Here is a 16,580-nt window from a genome sequence, read left to right on the forward strand (position 1 = left end):
GTCCTGCCAGACGATGGCGTTGTGGATGGGCTTGCCGGTGGCGCGTTCCCAGACCACGGTGGTCTCACGCTGATTGGTGACACCGGCGGCCACCACGTCCGCAGCGCCGATGCCGCAACTCCGCAATGCCTCGGCGATCACCGATTCGGTATTGCGCCAAATGGATTCGGGATCGTGTTCGACCCATCCGGGTCGCGGGAAGATCTGTTCGTGTTCCCGCTGAGCGACTCCGGCGATTCGGCCCTGATGATCGAAGACGATGCACCGACTCGACGTCGTGCCCTGATCGATGGCGGCCACATAGCGACGCATTGATCGAGGCTAACCGACCGGACCTACTACTGTGGGCTACGGTAGCGCTGGGTAGCCGAAAATTAGCCCGGAGGAGACTCGCATGACGAATCAATCGCGATCGCAGTTCCTCGGCCCCGAGCAGCGTGAGGCTGCCTGGGGGCGGCTCGGCAAGGACACCTTCGACGTCATCGTCATCGGCGGCGGCGTGGTCGGCGCCGGAATCGCGCTGGACGCCGCCACCCGGGGCCTGGAGGTCGCCCTGGTCGAGGCCCGCGACCTGGCCTCCGGTACCTCCAGTCGCTCCTCCAAGATGTTCCACGGCGGTCTGCGCTACCTGGAGATGATGGAATTCGGGCTGGTCCGTGAGGCGCTCAGGGAGCGGGAGCTGGCGCTGTCCACGCTGGCGCCGCACCTGGTGAAGCCGCTGAAATTCCTCTATCCGCTCACCCACCTCGGCTGGGAGCGTCCCTACGTGACCGCCGGCCTGGTGCTCTACGACACCATGGGCGGCGCGAAATCCGTTCCCGGACAGCACCATCTGACCCGCTCGGCCGCGCTGCGGCAGGCCCCCGGCCTGAAGCGCGACGCCCTCACCGGCGGGGTGAACTACTACGACACCGTCGTCGACGACGCCCGCCACACCATGACCGTGGCCCGCACCGCCGCCCACTACGGCGCGGTCATCCGCACCTCCACGCAGGTGGTCGGCTTCCTCAAGGAGGCGGACCGGGTGGTCGGCATCAAGGTGCGCGACACCGAGGACGGCCGCACCACCGAGGTGCGCGGCAATGTCGTCATCAATGCCACCGGCGTGTGGACCGACGAACTCCAGGCGCTCGCACAGCAACGCGGCCGATTCCATGTGCGCGCGTCCAAGGGCGTGCACATCGTGGTGCCGCGCGACCGCATCGCCAGCGATACCTCGCTCATCCTGCGCACCGAGAAGTCCGTGCTCTTCGTCATCGCCTGGAACACCGACCACTGGATCATCGGCACCACCGACACCGACTGGAACCTCGACCTCGCGCACCCGGCCGCCACCAGGTCCGACATCGACTACCTGCTCGAACGCGTCAACAAGGTGCTGGTCACGCCGCTCACCCCCGCCGATATCACGGGTGTCTACGCCGGCCTGCGGCCGCTGCTGGCGGGGGAGAGCGACCAGACCTCCAAGCTGTCCCGGGAACACGCGGTGGCCCGCATCGCCCCCGGCCTGGTCGCGATCGCCGGCGGCAAGTACACCACCTACCGGGTCATGGCCTACGACGCGGTCGACGAAGCGGCACAGTACATTCCGCAGCGGGTGCCACCCACCATCACCGAGAAGGTGCCGCTGCTGGGCGCGGACGGCTATCACGCGCTGATGAACCAGACCCCGCACCTGGCCGAGAAGTACGGCGTCCACCCGTATCGGATCCAGCATCTGCTCAACCGATACGGCTCCCTCATCGACGAGGTGCTCGGCCTCGCCGACGGCAAACCCGATCTGCTGCAACCGATCACGGACTCACCCGGCTATCTGCGGGTGGAGGCCGTCTACGCGGCCGCCGCCGAGGCCGCCCTGCACCTGGACGACATCATGGCCCGGCGCACCCGCATCTCCATCGAATACGCCCACCGCGGTGTCGATTCCGCCGACGAGGTGGCGCGGCTGGTGGCCCCGGTGCTGGGCTGGTCGGAGGCCGATATCGAGCGGGAGGTGGCGATCTACACCGCCCGGGTCCGGGCCGAGATCGACTCCCAGACCCAGCCCGACGACGCCTCCGCCGACGCGCTGCGCCTGGTGGCCCCGGAGGCGCGCCGGGAAGTGGCGGACGCTCAGCGCACCAACTTGTAATTGAACTCCGTGGTGCCCAGTGCACCCATGAGCCGCACCCACAGCGGGAGCATCATCTCGGTGCCGCGGGCGGTGGTGATATCGCCCAGGTCGATGATGTCGCGCCAGCCGAACTCGCGTAGCAGGCCGCTCACGGTCTCCTTGGCCTCGGCGTCGTCACCCGAGACGAAGATCGTGTGGTCGCCGCCCGCCACCCGCTCCGGATGCACCATCACCTCGGCGGTGACGGTATTGAGCGTCTTCACCACTCGCGCCTCGGGAAACGCCCGCTGCACCTGCTCGCCGACCGAATCGGTGTTGCAGATCGCGAGAAACGGCGGAAATCCCAGCGAGAAGTCCAGCGGATTCGAAATGTCCACCACCACCTTTCCCGCCAGATGCGCCGCCCCCGCGCCCGACAGCGCGGCCACACTGGCCTGCCCCGCCGTCGCGTTGATGATCAATTCCGCCCCGGCCGCGGCCGCTGCCGCCGTGGCCAGCGGCGCCGGAAACGGCTCCTCCTCCCGCGCCTCCGTGGCCTGGACATCCCGGGTCCCGATCACCACGTCATGTCCCAGTTCCACCAACCGCGCCGACAACGTCCGCCCGACCGCCCCGGTGCCCAGGATTGCGATCTTCATGCCCGCAACCCTAGGCCCGGAAACCGGGCCCGGGAACGCATTTCGGCAGCGACGAATTGTGACTGTCGCGTGAATTTCGCGCCACGGCGCGCCGCCGAGAGCGGTCAGCGGTGGGGCGGCTGGCAGCGGGGGCAGAAGTAGATGCCGCGTTCGGCGCGGGTCGCGTTCGCGTCGTCGCCGAGCAGATGGACGACCAGGGCCGTGCCGCAGCGGGGGCAGGGGCGGTGCTGGCGGCCGTATGCCTGTGCGCGCCAAGGTGGTTCGTTGGCGGCCTCGACCAGGACACGGTGGGCCTCGTCGACCAGGGCGGGCAGGTCCTCGATCTCGCCGACCGGGGTGGCGGGATGGACGCGGCGGAGGAAACAGATTTCGCTGCGGTAGATATTGCCGATCCCGGCGAGGTTGGTCTGATCGAGCAGGGCCAGGCCGATGGGGCGGCCGGGCTCGCCGGACAGGCGGCGGACCGCCTCGGCGGGATCCCAGTCCGGGCCCAGCAGATCGGGGCCGAGATGGTCGGTCGCGGTGTGTTCGTCGGGGCGGCGCAGGACTTCGACCAGGCCGAGGGAGAAGCCGACGGCTTCGGCGTCCACGGTGGTCAGGATCAGGCGCGCGGTGAAACCCGGTCTGGTCCACCGCTGTCCGGGCGCATAGACCCGCCACTCGCCGTCCATCTTGAGATGGGTGTGGATGCTCAGGTCCGGGGTGCGGACGAACAGGTGCTTGCCGTAGGTCCCGACGCTCTCGATCTCCCGGCCCCTCAGGTCGAGCGTCGCGTATCTGGGCACCCGGAAGTCGCTGCGGGTCAGCACCTTGCCCGCCAGGGCTTTTCGGAGCCGGTTGGCGGTGAGAAAGACCGCGTCGCCCTCAGGCATGCGGGCTCACGGGCGGCTCCGTAGCCGGAAGCCCTTCGGGGTCGTCGCGAAACCGGCCTCGGTGAGGAAGCCGGCGAAGGTGTTGCCGTGCACCGATTCCCCGTTCACCCGGTCGATGACCAGGGAGTCCACCCGGCGGTCGTGGACCAGGGCGGCCAGGGCGGTGGCCGCGGCGGTGCGCACCGCCGGGTCCTCGGTGAAAGTGAGCAGGGTTTTGCCGCCGCGCTCCAGATACAGCGCGAGTTCGCCGTCGACCAGGACCACCAGCGCACCCGCCTTGCGACCGGGACGGTGTCCCGCGCCCTCGGCCGCCGCCTTGGGCCAGGGGAGCGCCGCGCCGTACGGATTCGCCGGATCGCAGGCCGCCAAGGCCACCGCGATCCCGACCGGCTCGGGCGAGAAGCCGTCGCCCGCCGTGCGGGTGCGATCGGTGTCGAAGGAGCGCAGGCGGTCCACCACGTCGGTGGTCGAGAACTGCGCGCCGCCCAGCGAATCCACGAAGTATCCGCGACGGCAGCGGCCGCGATCCTCGAACTCGGTGAGCACCCGGTACATGAGAGCGAACCCGCCTGGCACGCCTTCGCTCTGCACCGAGCCGCGAGTCAGCACGCCGTACCGCTCCAGCAGTACATCGGCGGTGGCGTGGGCGCGAATCGTGGTGTCGGCCACCCGTTCCGGCAGCAGCGACCAGCGGCCCGATACCTGTGGCGAGGCGGTGCGGGCGGGCATTCCGGTGCGCGGCAGGTACATTCGCCCGCGCGGGGCGCGGCGCGGCGTCCGGTGCGCGGTGGTGGTGCGGGTGGTGCCCGCCAGCAGGGCGCGCACGGGCGCGAAGGTGTCGCCGCCGATGTGCCCGGCCCACACCAGATCCCACAGTGCGGTCGTCACGGCGGCCTCGTCGTCGGAACCGGCGCTGTCCACCAGCTGCCGGAAGAAGTACGCGCCCCCGGTATTGCCCGCGACCACCTGGTATTCGCCCTTCGGCAGCGTGGTGCCGACCGGCTCCTCGCCCTCCGCCCCCGCGACCCGTGCGGCCGCATCGACGGTGCCGCCGATCACGGTGGCCCCCAGGGTCGTGAGCAGCCCGATGTGCCGCTCGGTGAGATCGATGTCATCGGGCGGCGGCAGCGTCAGTCCCGCCTGTTCGGCCGGATGCAGGGCGATCCAGCCGTCCTTGGCGGTGATCGACCCGTGCCCCGACCAGATCACCTCGCCGGTGGCCATGAGTTCGTCCAGCATGGCGGGGGAGTAGTCGCGCACCCGCAGCGGCAGGATCAGCGATTCCCACGCCGAGGCCGGAATCGGCACGCCCGCAAGCTGTTCCACCACGGCCGCGACACCGTCCACGCCGTGCAGCTCCCCGGAGCCGACATGCTGCCAGGACGGCAGGAAGCGGCCCAGCGCGGCGGTCGCCACCGGTTCCACCTCCTTGCGGGCGGCGGCCAGCGAGCGCCGGCGCAGGCGGCGCAGCACCTCGCTGTCACACCACTCCGCGCCCGCCGCACCGGGCGTGAATTCGCCCTCCACCACCCGCTTCTCGAGCCCGAGGCGGTGCAGCGCGGTGGCCGCCACGGCCGGGCCCAGCCCGAAACGATGCGCCGCCTGCGTCAGGGTGAACGGCCCGTGCGTGCGCGCGTAGCGGCCGATCAGATCGCCCAGCGGATCGGCGACCGGCTCGATGAAGGCCGCCGGGACCCCGATGGGCAGCGGCACGCCGAGCGCGTCCCGCAGCCGCGAGGCGTCCTCGATGGCCACCCACCACTGCGACCCCGCGAAGGAAACCTCCAGCGCCCGTCGCGATTTCACCAGCTCCGCGAACCACTCGCGCGGCTCCGCCACGCACCGCTCGGCCGCCTCCGCGGCCGTCAGCGGGCCCAGCAGCCGCAGTAGATCGGCCAGCCCCTCCAGATCCCGCGCCTGCCGCTCGGGCGTGAGCCGCTGCAATTCCCGCTCGGTCTGCTCCAGCACCCCGGCATCCAGCAACTCCCGCAGCTCGACCCGGCCCAGCAGCTCCGCCAGCAGGCTGGAATCCAGCGACAGTGCCGCCGCCCGCCGCTCGGCCAGCGGGCTGTCGCCCTCGTACATGAACTGCCCGATGTAGTCGAACAGCAGGGAATTCGCGAACGGCGACGGCGCGGCCGTCTCCACCTCGACCAGCCGGATCTGCCGCCGCGCCACCCGGCCCAGCAGGTCCCGCAGCGAGGGCAGGTCGTAGACGTCCTGGAGGCACTCCCGCACGGTCTCCAGCAGGATCGGGAACTCGGGGAACTTGCGCGCCACGTCCAGCAGCTGCGCCGCCCGCTGCCGCTGCTGCCACAGCGGCGCGCGTTTGCCCGGATCCCGGCGCGGCAGCAGCAGCGCCCGCGCCGCGCACTCCCGGAACCGCGACGCGAAAAGCGCGGAGCCGCCGACCTGTTCGGTCACCAGATCGTCGATCTCGTCGGTCTCGAACACGAACAGCTCGGCCCCCGGCGGATCGTCGGTGGTGTCCGGCAGGCGCACCACGATCCCGTCGTCCGACGGGGTCGGCGCGGCATCCACCCCGAACCGCTCCCGCAGCCGGGCCGCGACCGCCAGCGCCCACGGCGCGTGCACGGGCAGCCCGTACGGCGAGTGCAACACCACCCGCCAGTCGCCCAGTTCGTCCCGGAACCGCTCCACCACCAGCGTCTTGTCCGTCGGCAGCTGCCCGGTGGCCTCCCGCTGTTCGGCGAGCAGCGCCACCAGATTCCCGGTCGCGTTCTCGTCCAGGCCCGCGGTCCGGGAGACCCGCTCGAGTTCGGATTCCGGTGTGGGCTTGCGCCCGGTGGTTTTCGAGGCGCGTGCTTTCGAAGCAGCGGCTTTCGGGGAGTCCGCCGCCTTGGCTTCGGGATCGTGACCCGCGGCGAATTCGGCCAGCGCCTGTGCCAATTCGACGGGGGCCCGCCCCTTGGATTTCCCGGCTGCCTTCTGTCCGGCCGCCGGGGGCTCGGCCGTGCCTCGGCCGGCCGCGCGGTGCTGTTCGACGGCCTGTCCGGCGAGGCGCACGAATTCACCCAGCGCCGCGCCCAATTCGGCGGGGCGGCCCAGGGAATCGCCGTGCCAGAAGGGAAGCCGCCCGGGGAGCCCGAAGGCGGGTGTCACCAGCACTCGATCGAAGGTGATCTCCTCGATCCGCCAGCTCGTCGCACCCAGGGCGAAGACATCACCCACCCGCGACTCGTAGACCATCTCCTCGTCCAGTTCGCCGACGCGGGACGCTTTTTCGCCGACCATGAAGACCGGGAACAGGCCGCGGTCCGGAATCGCCCCGCCCGAGGTCACCGCCAGCCGTTGCGCGCCGGGGCGGCCGGTGAGGGTGCCCGCGTCGCGGTCCCAGACGATGCGCGGCCGGAGTTCGGCGAACTCGTCGGAGGGGTAGCGTCCCGCCAGCAGGTCCAGGACCGACTCGTAGGCCGAACGGGGCAGCGCCGCATAGCTTCCCGTGCCGCGGACGGTGTCGAACCAGGCGTCGGCGTCGATCGGCTCCAGGGCACAGGCCGCCACGGTCTGCTGGGCGAGGATGTCGAGCGGGTGGGCGGGGGCCTGGAGTTGCTCGATCTGCCCGGCGGTCATGCGCAGGGACGCGACCGCGCAGTGGATGACATCGGTGCGGTGCTTGGGGAAGATCACGCCCCGCGAGATTTCACCCACCTGGTGCCCGGCCCGGCCCACCCGCTGCAACCCGGAGGCCACCGAGGGCGGCGCCTCCACCTGCACCACCAACTCGACCGCACCCATGTCGATGCCGAGTTCGAGGCTGCTGGTGGCGACCACGCAGCGCAGCCGTCCACTCTTGAGGTCGTCTTCGATGAGCGCCCGCTGCTCCTTGCTCACCGACCCGTGATGGGCGCGCGCGAGAAGCGTTGTGGCGCCGTGGATCACCTCCGTGGACGCGCCCAGTTGGGCGGGCGGCGCGTGCTCGGTGTCCACCGTCTCGCCGATGCGCGCCGCGTACGCCTCGTTCAGGCGCGCCGTGAGCCGCTCCGACAGCCGCCGCGAATTCGCGAACACGATCGACGACCGGTGCTCGAGCACCAGATCCACGATGGCCTCGTCCACGTGCGGCCAGATCGAGCCCGGCTGATCCGAATCCTCCGCGCCCGCATCGGGTTCGGTCATATCGGGCACCGGCACCCGCACCGACAGGTCGAAGGTCTTGGGCGCGGGCGGGGCGACAATCGTGATGGGCGCGCTCCCGACCAGGAACCGCCCCACCTCCTCCGGCGGCCGCACCGTCGCCGACAGCCCGATCCGCTGTGCCGGACGTGCGGTGAGCAGGTCCAGTCGCGCCAGTGAAAGTGCCAGGTGCGCACCGCGTTTCGAGCCCGCGATGGCGTGCACCTCGTCCACGATCACCGTGTGCACCCCGCTCAGCGTCTCCCGCGCCGCCGAGGTCAGTAGGAGGAACAGCGATTCCGGCGTGGTGATCAGAATGTCCGGCGGGGTGCGCTGCATGGTGCGCCGATCCGCGGCGCTGGTGTCACCGGAACGCACCCCCACGCGAATCTCCGGTGCTGCCACACCCAAACGCTTGGCCGTCTGCGTGATCCCGACCAGCGGCGCCCGCAGATTCCGCTCCACATCCACGGCCAGCGCCTTGAGCGGAGAGATATAGAGCACCGATGTCTTGCGCGGCCCCTCGGCCGGTTCCCGGGTGGCCAGCTGGTCGATGGCCCACAGGAACGCCGACAGCGTTTTGCCCGACCCGGTGGGCGCGATCACCAGCGTGTGCTGCCCCGCCGCGATCGATTCCCACGCCCCCAGTTGCGCGGCCGTCGGCGCGGGGAACGCACCGTCGAACCACTCTCTGGTAGCGGGTGAGAACCGATGCATTGCCCCAGTCTGCACCCGCGCACCGACAGACTCCGCCAACCTGTCGGGGCAACCCCGTCATACGCGGCATCGCGATACGCCTCCAGATCCCGCGCGTAGGCTTCGGACCGTGCAGAAGGTGCTCCGACTCGACCTGGTCAGTCACGGTATGACCGAGGCGATGCGCAGAGCACGATTCCCGGTCGACGAACCCCTCACGGAAGCGGGCCGCCGCGCGGTCTCCGCCTGCGGCCGCCTGACCGCCGCCCGGGTGATCACCGCCCCCGAGCGCCGCACCATCGAAACCGCCACCCTCATGGGACTCACGGGTGACGAGGACGATCGACTACGCGATCTCGACGCCGGGGCCTGGCGCGGTGGCGAACTCATGTCCGTGCCCAAGGAAGACCTCTATCTCTGGCTCACCGACCCGGGCTTCCGCGGTCACGGCGGCGAGGCGGTGGTCGACGTCATCGAGCGCACCGGCGAATGGCTCGCCGATATCGCCCTCGACGGCGAACCCACCGTTGCCGTCACACATCCCGCGGTGATCCGCGCCGCGCTGCTGGTCACCCTCGACGCGCCCGCAAAGTCCTTCTGGCGCATCGATGTTCCGCCCGTCAGCGTCACCCGGCTGCACTATCGGGGCGAATGGACGCTCCACTTCCGCTCGTGACCGGCCAGCTCTGCGGAATGCGCTGCGCGGCGGCCAGCATGGCCCGCACGGCGTCGGTGATCAGGCGGGCCGAGATCCCGGGGTCCACGGCGCGTTGAATGCCAAGGCCCAGGCCGAGACTCAGCAGCGTGGTCGCGGCGTCCTCCGCCGACATGGGCAGGGTCAGGTGCATGGAGTCGGCCAGCGCCTGCAGCTGAACCGCGACCGCGCCGCGCATCATGCTCAGGCTGGAGACCAGCGCGGCCTGCAGATCCGCGTCGTCGCGGGCCACGATGGCGAACTCGAATTCCAGCAGGGTCCAGCCGACATCGCCGAGTGTGCGCTCGGCCCAGCCCTGGAAGCGTGCCATCCGCGCCTCCAGGTCGTCCTCGCCGGCGAGCAGGTCGCTCAGCTCGGTGAACTTGGACTCGTGAATGAGCGCCAGCACCTCGAGGCAGAGCGCGGATTTGGTCCGGAAGTTCGAGTAGACCGCGCCCTTGGAGTACCCGGCCTCCTCGGCGACCCGTTCCAGGCTGGTCTTGGCATACCCGTCCGTCAGGAACATCTCGCGCGCGGTGGCCAGCAGGTCCGCGCGGGTGCGCGCCTGGCTCTCGGTCCTGGTCAGTCGTGCCATGGCCACGATTCTATGTACTCCAGGATTTGGGATACCGACGGTATGTGAAAACTGCTAGTCTGCGAAACCATGAGTAACAGGAACGGGTCACAGCGACGTGGCCTGGCCATCGGGTGCGGCGGCACGGTCGGCATGGCCTGGATCGTCGCCGCGCTGGCCGCGGTACAGGATGTGCTCGACTGGGACCCGCGCACCGCCGACGTCATGATCGGCACCTCCGCGGGCGCGGAGGCGCTGACCATGCTGGGCAGCGGCATCGGGGTCGACGACCTGGTCGCCATGCAGCGCGGCACCGCCACCAACCCGATCCTCACCGACCACATGCGCTCGGAGCCCGGACGATTCCCGCCGTTGCCGCGTCCGCGCCTGGGCGCGCCCGGCCGCGCGGTCCGGGAACTGCTGGCCCGTCCCGGAAACGGTCACGCCCTGCTCACCGCGGGCAGTGGGCTGCTGCCGCAGGGGGGCGGCGACCCGGCCTGGCTCCAGCGACTGGCCGAGCGGCTGAACCCCGGCCGGGACTGGGTCCAGCACCCGGCGACCTGGCTGGTGGCCATGGACAATGCCGGCGGCGAGCGGGTGGCCTTCGGCTCCCCGTCCGCCCCCGCCGCGAATCTCGGTGCGGCCCTGCGTGCTTCGTGGGCGGTGCCCGGCTGGTTCCCGGCCGTCCCGATCGCGGGCCGCCGGTTCATCGACGGCGGCGCGGCCTCCACCGCGTCCGCCGACCTGCTCATCCCGGCCGGCCTCGACGAGGTCGTGGTGATCGCTCCCATGGCCTCCACCGGCCGCCTGCCGGTGACCGGCCCCGGCCACTTCCTGGAGCGTCAACTGCGAAACCGCATGAGCGAGAAGCTCGATGCCGAGATCGCCCTGCTGCGCGCCAGTGGTGTGCGGGTACTGCGCATCGACGCCACGGCCGGGGAGCTCGCGGTCATGGGCCCCAACTTCATGGACGGCCGCCGCCGTCTCGACACCTTCGAACACAGCCTGGGCAGCACCCGCCGCCAGGTCGAACAGGGAGAGTTCAGATGAGCATCTTCGGAAACGGCTATCCCGCCATCGAATTGACCGGCGCCCGGGTGCTGATCACCGGCGCGGGCCGCGGGATCGGCCAGTGCACGGCCGAGCTCTTCGCGAGCAAGGGTGCGCAGGTCGCCATCGCCGATGTGGACACCGCCGCCGCGCAGGCGGCCGCGGCCGCCCTGGACGCCAGGGCTTTCGAGCTCGACGTGCGCGACCGGACCCGGTGGGACAAGGTCGTCGCCGACTTCGGTCCGGTCGACATCCTGGTCAACAATGCGGGCGTGATGCCCGCGGGCGCCTTCCTCGACGAACCGGACGCGGTGGGCCACACCACCATGGACGTCAATGTCTGGGGCCTCATCCACGGCATGCGCGCCGTCGTCCCCGGCATGATCGAGCGCGGCCACGGCCACGTGGTGAACGTCGCCTCGCTGGCCGGCAAGATCCCGATCCCGGGCCTGGCCGTCTACAACGCCAGCAAGTTCGCCGCCGTGGGCCTGTCGGCCGCCACGCGTCTGGAGTTCGCGCCGCACGGCGTCAGCGTCAGCTGCGTCATGCCGTCGGCCGTGCGCACCCGCCTGTCCTCGGGCCTGGCGCTGGGCGGTGCCATGCCGACCGTCGACCCGGAGGACGTGGCCGAGGCCGTGCTCGGCACCGTGCGTACCCGCCGCGCCGAGGTCGCCGTCCCGAACTACCTGGGCCCCATCGACGTCGCGCTGGCCGCCGCGCCCGAGCCCGCGGTCCGCCTGGTGCGCAGGCTCTTCAACGGCGACCGGGCGCTGCACCCGGCCGACGAGCAGGTGCGCGCCCGATACGAGGAACAGGTGCGCGCGATCGCCGCCGAAGAAGACAGGCCCGAGGCATAGGCGGGTACCGGCGGGAAGGCCGAGGGGTGCTACTCGAACCGAATGCCTTGCGCCAGCGGCAATTCCGCAGAGTAGTTGACGGTGTTGGTGGCCCGGCGCATGTACGCCTTCCAGGAGTCCGACCCGGACTCCCGGCCACCGCCCGTCTGCTTCTCGCCGCCGAACGCGCCGCCGATCTCGGCCCCCGAGGTGCCGATATTGACATTGGCGATACCGCAATCCGACCCGTCGGCGGCCAGGAACCGTTCCGCCTCGCGCTGGTCCCGGGTGAAGATCGACGACGAAAGTCCCTGCGGCACACCGTTGTGCAGCTCGATGGCGGTGTCCAGGCGGTGGTAGGTGAGCGCGTACAGGATCGGCGCGAAGGTCTCCTCCCGGACCACCTCGGTCTGCGCGGGCATGCGCACCAGCGCCGGCCGGACGTAGAAGGCGTTCTCGCCCGGCCCCTCGATACGCTCACCACCGCAGATCAATTCACCACCGTCGGCCAGCGCGCGCTCCAGCGCCGCCCGCATGCCGTCGTAGGCCCGCTCGGTGATGAGCGGCCCGACGAGAACGCCCTCCTCGAGCGGGTTACCCACGCGCAGTTGGCGATACGCCGCCGAGATCCGATCCAGCAGCGGCCCGGCCACATCCACGTGCACGATCAGCCGCCGCAGCGTCGTGCACCGCTGGCCCGCGGTGCCCGCCGCCGCGAAAACGATTCCCCGCGTGGCCAGGTCGAGATCCGCCGAGGGGGTGACGATCGCCGCGTTGTTGCCGCCCAGCTCCAGCAGACAGCGACCGAACCGCGCCGCCACCCGCGGCGCGACCTGCCGCCCCATCCGCACCGACCCCGTCGCGCTCACCAGCGCCACCCGCGGATCGTCCACGAGCTGCTCGCCGATCGCCGCCGGGCCCTGGATCAGCTGGTGCACTTCGGGATCCACGCCCACCTCCCGCGCCGCGCGGCGCAGCAGGGTGTGACAGGCCAGCGCGGTCAGCGGCGTCGCCTCCGACGGCTTCCACACCACGGTGTCCCCGCACACCAGCGCGACCGCGGTATTCCAGGCCCACACCGCGACCGGGAAGTTGAACGCCGAGATGACCCCGACCACCCCGAGCGGGTGCCACGTCTCCATGAGCCGGTGCCCGGGCCGCTCCGACGGCATGGTCCGCCCGTACAGCTGCCGCGACAGCCCGATGGCGAACTCGCAGATATCGATCATCTCCTGGACCTCGCCGCGCGCCTCCGCGCCGATCTTGCCCGCCTCCACGGTGACCAGTTCGCCCAGCTCGTCCCGGTGCACGGTGAGCAGCGCCGCCAGCCGCCGCACCACCGCGGCCCGCTGCGGCGCCGGTACCGTGCGCCAGCTGCGGAAGGCGGTCTCGGCGCGGGCGATGGCGGCGTCGACCGCGGCGGAATCGCTCGCGCGCAGGGTGATCAGCTCGTCGCCGGTGATCGGGGTGCGGGCCGAGAGTTCACCCGGTTGGGGTGTTTCGACACCGAGGCGTTGCAGCAACTTCTCCGTTTGCTCACGGAGCTCACGGGTCACCCCGTCTGACAGTGCGTGACTCATTACATGCTCCAGGTTGGGTTCCGGCACCGAGTTCGGTTCGCTGCGTTAGCCTTCGCTGATGGCGGATACACCGGCGAAACTTGTACTCGACGACATCGATCGACTGCTGATCCGTGAGCTGATTGCCGATGGTCGCGCCACCCTGTCCAATCTGGCGGAGAAGGCCAACCTTTCGGTATCCGCGGTGCAGTCGCGGGTGCGGCGGCTCGAGGCGCGGGGCGTGATTCGCGGCTACACGGCGAATGTCGATCCCGAGGCGCTGGGCCAGATGCTGTCGGCTTTCGTCGCGATAACTCCTCTCGACCCGTCTCAACCTGATGACGCACCCGCACTGCTCCAGCACATTCCGGGTATCGAAGCGTGTCACTCGGTCGCCGGCGATGAGAGCTACATGCTCATGGTGCGGGTGGCCTCGCCCAGGCACTTGGAGCAGCTGCTGCAGGAGATCCGAGCGACGGCCAACGTCCGGACGAGAAGCACCATCATTTTGCAGACATTCTATGACAAGTAAGGTCGCGGCCGCCGCAGACCTTCAGGTTTCGCGCCGGTCACGGGCGTAATTATTCCGGAACTTACGGGCATAGCCGTAAAAGTTCATTTACGCTGGGTGGCGTGACCCTCGAACTCGATCGGCTCGGGGCGGCCGCCGAAACCACCCTTGTCACCCCCGCCCGGGTGCATGAGATCCTCGCCGGGAGCATTCTCGCCGACGGCTTCGACCTGGTACTGGACCTGCGCGAGTCCAGGGGCCGCCGGCTCGTGGACGCCCGCGACGGCACCGCGTACCTCGACATGTTCGGCTTCTTCGCGTCCTCGACGCTGGGCATGAACCACCCCGCCCTGCTGGGTGACAAGCCCTTTCTGGCCGGCCTCAGCACGGCCGCGCTCAACAAGCCCAGCAACTCCGACGTCTACACCGTCGAAATGGCGCGCTTCGTGGACACTTTCGTGCGCGTGCTCGGTGATCCGCGACTGCCGCACCTGTTCTTCATCGACGGCGGCGGCCTCGCCGTCGAGAACGCCCTCAAGACCGCCTTCGACTGGAAGTCGCGCCACAACGAAATGCACGGGCGCCCAGGTGAACTCGGCACCAAGGTGCTGCACCTGACCGGAGCCTTCCACGGCCGCACCGGCTACACGCTCTCGCTCACCAACACCGACCCGGTCAAGACCGCGCGCTTCCCCAAGTTCGACTGGCCCCGCATCGACACCCCGTATGTCGGACCCGATCATCCCGACATCGAGGCCGCCGAGCGGCACGCGCTCGACCAGGCGCACCGCGTCTTCGCCGAAAACCCCTACGACATAGCGTGTTTCATTGCCGAGCCGATTCAGGGAGAGGGCGGCGACCGGCATCTGCGCCCGGAGTTCCTGCGTGCGATGCAGCAGATGTGCCACGAGCACGACGCGCTGTTCATCCTCGACGAGGTGCAGACCGGCGTCGGCATGACCGGCAGCGTGTGGGCCTACCAGCAGCTCGGCCTCGAGCCGGATGTCGTGGCCTTCGGCAAGAAGACCCAGGTCTGCGGCATCATGGCGGGCGGCCGGGTGGACGAGGTGCCCGACAATGTCTTCCATGTCAGCTCGCGCCTGAACTCCACCTGGGGCGGCAATCTGGCCGACATGGTCAGGGCCCGGCGGGTTTTCGAGGTGATGGAGCACGAGGATCTGGTGGGCCGAGCCCGGGAGCTGGGCCCGTACCTGCTCACCCGGCTGACCGAATTGTCCACGGCCCATGCGGAAGTCACCGATCCGCGCGGCCGCGGCCTGATGTGCGCCATCACCCTGGCGACCCCGGAGCTGCGCAACGAGGTGGTGAACCGGCTGCGCGAGCAGGAGCGCATCCTGATCCTCGGCACCGGCGAGCGTGGCATTCGTTTCCGGCCGCCGCTGACGGTAACCGAGGCGGAGCTGGATGAGGCCGTGGACGGCCTCGGACGCGTATTGGCCTGAGCCGCAACCCGACCGGTTGGGTCCGAGTTGCCCGCGTTTGCTGAATAGTCGCTTTTGCCCGAAACGCGTGGCGCGGAGCGACACTCCGTGATCGCGCCGCGAACCTCCATGTCGCCGCCTACTATTCGACGACATGTCAGCTCACCGCAATGCCGCCCTGGCACGGTGCGCCCTGTGATCGCGCGCCGTGCACGTCTGGGTCTGGTCATCTCCATCGCAATGCTGGCCGGTTGCTCGAGTGGTAGTGCGGTCACCGTGCCGCGCCCTTCCGCGCCCCCGGCCACCCCGCCCGGTGCGGCGGTGGCGCCGGACCTGCTACCCGGCATGCCGCCGCCGCTCTCGCCCGACGACATCTACGCGGCCACCCGCGAACTCGGTCCCGCCGTGGCCGATCAGCCCACCCGTGTCTACGTCCCCAACAGCGAATCCGACACCATCACCGTCATCGACCCGGACACCTTCCAGGTCATCGACACCCTTCCGGCCGGTGGCCGCGAACCCCAGCACGTCGTCCCCTCCTACGACATGCAGATGCTCTACGCCAACAACGATCTCCCCATCGGCAGCGGCAGCCTGCTGCCCATCGACCCCCGCACCGGCGAGGCAGGCGACCCCATCCCGGTCCGCGATCCGTACAACATGTACTTCACCCCGGACGGCAAGTACGCCCTCGTCGTCGCCGAGGCCGACCGCTCCCTGGACTTCTACGACCCGCACAGCTGGGAGAAGCTGCACGACATCGCGGTCCCCGACTGCCCGGGCGTCAACCACATGGACTTCACCGCCGATGGCCGCACCGCCCTGGTCAGCTGCGAATTCGGCGGGCGCCTGGCCGTGGTCGACATCGCGGGCCTGCGCCTGCTGCGCATGATCGACCTGCCCGGCGGCCGCTCCGGCATGCCGCAGGACGTCAAGCTCGCACCCGATGGCCGCACCTTCTACGTGGCCGACATGATGGCCAACGGCATCTACGTCTTCGATGCCAAGACCTTCGACAACACCGGCTTCATCGCAACCGGCGCGGGCACCCACGGTCTCTACGTCACCCGCGACTCCAAGCAGATGCTCATCACCAACCGCAAGGAGGGCAGCATCTCGGTCCTGGACTTCGCGACCGGGCAGCTGGCGAGCAAGTGGCGGATCCCCGGCGGCGGCAGTCCGGATATGGGAAATCTCTCCGCCGACGGCCGCGTCTTCTGGGTCTCCGGCCGCAACAACAGCGAGGTCTACGCCATCGACATCGTCGAGTGGAAACTGCTGGCGCGCATCCCCGTCGGCCGCGGCCCGCACGGTCTCACCATCTGGCCCCAGCCGGGCAGATACTCGACCGGCCACACCGGCGTCATGCGTTGAGCCCCTCGGCTTTCCGGGGCGCGCGCGGGCCGGAATCCCGCCGGCCCGCGGTGTGTGGACCCGGCCAAAACCGGGCCGGGATGA

The 16,580-nt window shown here is 70.1% G+C and carries 13 protein-coding genes; 7 read left to right on the plus strand and 6 right to left on the minus strand.

The features are described from left to right. The coding region (locus ACFXN1_RS32600; protein WP_379463742.1) for an FGGY family carbohydrate kinase at positions 1-312 on the minus strand (312 nt) is incomplete at its 3' end. 82 nt (positions 313-394) lie between these two features. Here ACFXN1_RS32600 and glpD point away from each other — a divergent pair. After that, entirely contained in the window at positions 395-2,131 is a 1,737-nt protein-coding gene (gene glpD / locus ACFXN1_RS32605; protein WP_379394891.1) for a glycerol-3-phosphate dehydrogenase, read from the plus strand. Here the strand turns inward: glpD and ACFXN1_RS32610 are convergent. The 3 genes from ACFXN1_RS32610 to ACFXN1_RS32620 form a co-directional block, all read right to left on the minus strand. Continuing rightward, positions 2,113-2,751 (minus strand): NADPH-dependent F420 reductase, encoded by a 639-nt coding sequence (locus ACFXN1_RS32610; RefSeq protein ID WP_379440425.1) that lies wholly within the window; start codon positions 2,749-2,751, stop codon positions 2,113-2,115. The genes glpD and ACFXN1_RS32610 overlap by 19 nt on opposite strands. A gap of 104 nt (positions 2,752-2,855) precedes the next feature. Continuing rightward, a complete protein-coding gene (locus ACFXN1_RS32615) occupies positions 2,856-3,623 on the minus strand; it encodes a DNA-formamidopyrimidine glycosylase family protein (protein ID WP_379440424.1) in 768 nt (255 codons plus the stop codon). A 6-nt stretch (positions 3,624-3,629) separates the two neighbouring features. After that, positions 3,630-8,477: an ATP-dependent helicase gene (locus tag ACFXN1_RS32620; protein ID WP_379440422.1), complete on the minus strand. Its 4,848-nt coding sequence runs from the start codon at positions 8,475-8,477 to the stop codon at positions 3,630-3,632. Between the two features lie 109 nt (positions 8,478-8,586). Between ACFXN1_RS32620 and ACFXN1_RS32625 the strand changes: the two genes are divergently transcribed. Beyond that, complete coding sequence (locus ACFXN1_RS32625; RefSeq protein WP_379394899.1) at positions 8,587-9,132, plus strand: histidine phosphatase family protein; 546 nt, start codon at positions 8,587-8,589, stop codon at positions 9,130-9,132. On the opposite strand, the gene ACFXN1_RS32630 is transcribed toward ACFXN1_RS32625, so the two are convergent. Continuing rightward, the gene (locus tag ACFXN1_RS32630) at positions 9,083-9,745 is read right to left on the minus strand and encodes a TetR/AcrR family transcriptional regulator (RefSeq protein WP_379440421.1); all 663 of its coding nucleotides are present in this window, start codon (positions 9,743-9,745) and stop codon (positions 9,083-9,085) included. The genes ACFXN1_RS32625 and ACFXN1_RS32630 overlap by 50 nt on opposite strands. Positions 9,746-9,814: 69 nt before the next feature. On the opposite strand from ACFXN1_RS32630, the gene ACFXN1_RS32635 reads away from it, so the two are divergent. Together ACFXN1_RS32635 and ACFXN1_RS32640 are read left to right on the plus strand one after the other, a co-directional pair. Beyond that, a complete protein-coding gene (locus tag ACFXN1_RS32635) occupies positions 9,815-10,774 on the plus strand; it encodes a patatin-like phospholipase family protein (RefSeq protein WP_379440419.1) in 960 nt (319 codons plus the stop codon). Next, positions 10,771-11,631, plus strand: a complete 861-nt coding sequence (locus ACFXN1_RS32640; RefSeq protein WP_379440418.1) for an SDR family oxidoreductase — start codon at positions 10,771-10,773, stop codon at positions 11,629-11,631. Before ACFXN1_RS32635 ends, ACFXN1_RS32640 begins: the two co-directional genes overlap by 4 nt. A gap of 29 nt (positions 11,632-11,660) precedes the next feature. Here the strand turns inward: ACFXN1_RS32640 and ACFXN1_RS32645 are convergent, their stop codons facing one another. Further along, complete coding sequence (locus ACFXN1_RS32645; RefSeq protein ID WP_379440416.1) at positions 11,661-13,190, minus strand: aldehyde dehydrogenase family protein; 1,530 nt, start codon at positions 13,188-13,190, stop codon at positions 11,661-11,663. Positions 13,191-13,248: 58 nt separating this feature from the next. Here ACFXN1_RS32645 and ACFXN1_RS32650 point away from each other — a divergent pair, with 58 nt between their 5' ends. The 3 genes from ACFXN1_RS32650 to ACFXN1_RS32660 all read left to right on the plus strand — a co-directional run bounded on the left by ACFXN1_RS32650 (position 13,249) and on the right by ACFXN1_RS32660 (position 16,496). Beyond that, positions 13,249-13,701 carry an Lrp/AsnC family transcriptional regulator gene (locus ACFXN1_RS32650; protein ID WP_040855781.1) on the plus strand — a complete coding sequence of 151 codons (453 nt, stop codon included), beginning with the start codon at positions 13,249-13,251 and terminating at the stop codon, positions 13,699-13,701. Between the two features lie 101 nt (positions 13,702-13,802). Continuing rightward, the gene (gene lat / locus ACFXN1_RS32655) at positions 13,803-15,143 is read left to right on the plus strand and encodes an L-lysine 6-transaminase (RefSeq protein ID WP_379440414.1); all 1,341 of its coding nucleotides are present in this window, start codon (positions 13,803-13,805) and stop codon (positions 15,141-15,143) included. 174 nt (positions 15,144-15,317) lie between these two features. Continuing rightward, positions 15,318-16,496 (plus strand): beta-propeller fold lactonase family protein, encoded by a 1,179-nt coding sequence (locus ACFXN1_RS32660; protein WP_379440413.1) that lies wholly within the window; start codon positions 15,318-15,320, stop codon positions 16,494-16,496. The last annotated feature ends 84 nt before the right edge of the window (positions 16,497-16,580 follow it).

The organism is Nocardia sp. NPDC059154 (genome assembly GCF_042755705.1).
Lineage (GTDB): Bacteria > Actinomycetota > Actinomycetes > Mycobacteriales > Mycobacteriaceae > Nocardia.

What these genes read in the sequence shown, in the direction of transcription:
- glpD (WP_379394891.1), top strand. Translation starts at nt 395, where the DNA reads ATGACGAATCAATCGCGATCGCAGTTCCTCGGCCCCGAGCAGCGTGAG.
- ACFXN1_RS32610 (WP_379440425.1), bottom strand. Translation starts at nt 2,751, where the DNA reads ATGAAGATCGCAATCCTGGGCACCGGGGCGGTCGGGCGGACGTTGTCG.
- ACFXN1_RS32615 (WP_379440424.1), bottom strand. Translation starts at nt 3,623, where the DNA reads ATGCCTGAGGGCGACGCGGTCTTTCTCACCGCCAACCGGCTCCGAAAA.
- ACFXN1_RS32620 (WP_379440422.1), bottom strand. Translation starts at nt 8,477, where the DNA reads ATGCATCGGTTCTCACCCGCTACCAGAGAGTGGTTCGACGGTGCGTTC.
- ACFXN1_RS32630 (WP_379440421.1), bottom strand. Translation starts at nt 9,745, where the DNA reads ATGGCACGACTGACCAGGACCGAGAGCCAGGCGCGCACCCGCGCGGAC.
- ACFXN1_RS32635 (WP_379440419.1), top strand. Translation starts at nt 9,815, where the DNA reads ATGAGTAACAGGAACGGGTCACAGCGACGTGGCCTGGCCATCGGGTGC.
- ACFXN1_RS32640 (WP_379440418.1), top strand. Translation starts at nt 10,771, where the DNA reads ATGAGCATCTTCGGAAACGGCTATCCCGCCATCGAATTGACCGGCGCC.
- ACFXN1_RS32645 (WP_379440416.1), bottom strand. Translation starts at nt 13,190, where the DNA reads ATGAGTCACGCACTGTCAGACGGGGTGACCCGTGAGCTCCGTGAGCAA.
- ACFXN1_RS32650 (WP_040855781.1), top strand. Translation starts at nt 13,249, where the DNA reads ATGGCGGATACACCGGCGAAACTTGTACTCGACGACATCGATCGACTG.